We start from the raw sequence: 568 nt of genomic DNA on the forward strand, positions 1-568 counted from the left end.
GAGCATTCCGACTACTGAAAAATAACACTCCTGGTCCTTACACGTTCATCTTCAAAGGTACGAAGGAAGTTCCTCGTCGCTTGATGAATGCGAAACGTAAGACTATCGGTATTCGTGTGCCAAATAACCAAATCGCATTGGATCTTCTCGAAGCACTGGGTGAGCCATTGATGTCAACGTCATTGATTCTGCCTGGTAGCGATGTGACAGAGTCTGATCCGGAAGATATCCGCGACAAACTTGAACATGCAGTTGATGTGATCCTGAATGGTGGTTACTTAGGTGAGCAACCTACTACAGTGATTGACTTCAGCGAAGGTGAGCCAGAAGTGGTGCGAATTGGTTCTGGCGATCCATCACCATTCGAATAAGTTGAAATACCAACATAAACAAAAGGAGGCTATCAGCCTCCTTTTTCATTATTTATACTTGAGCAGTGTTTACGCCGAGTAAAGATGGCTTATGCGAATTCGAAAATGTCGATACCGTGGTGTTCAGCATAGTTTATGTAAGCTGAATTAACGCCATTTAGCGTGACTTCTACGTTGTATTCTTCGTTAGAGAATAC

At 43.3% G+C, this 568-nt stretch carries 1 protein-coding gene and 1 pseudogene; one reads left to right on the plus strand and one right to left on the minus strand.

The window, feature by feature from the left end; all coding sequences use genetic code 11:
* Positions 1–371 (plus strand): L-threonylcarbamoyladenylate synthase (locus R7R24_RS29215; protein ID WP_318120525.1); only part of this gene is annotated, 371 nt, incomplete at its 5' end.
* A gap of 89 nt (positions 372–460) precedes the next feature.
* On the opposite strand, the pseudogene R7R24_RS29220 reads toward R7R24_RS29215, so the two are convergent.
* A pseudogene (locus R7R24_RS29220) lies at positions 461–568 on the minus strand (calcium-binding protein); the annotation flags it as partial.

Source organism: Vibrio sp. 704, from assembly GCF_033339295.1.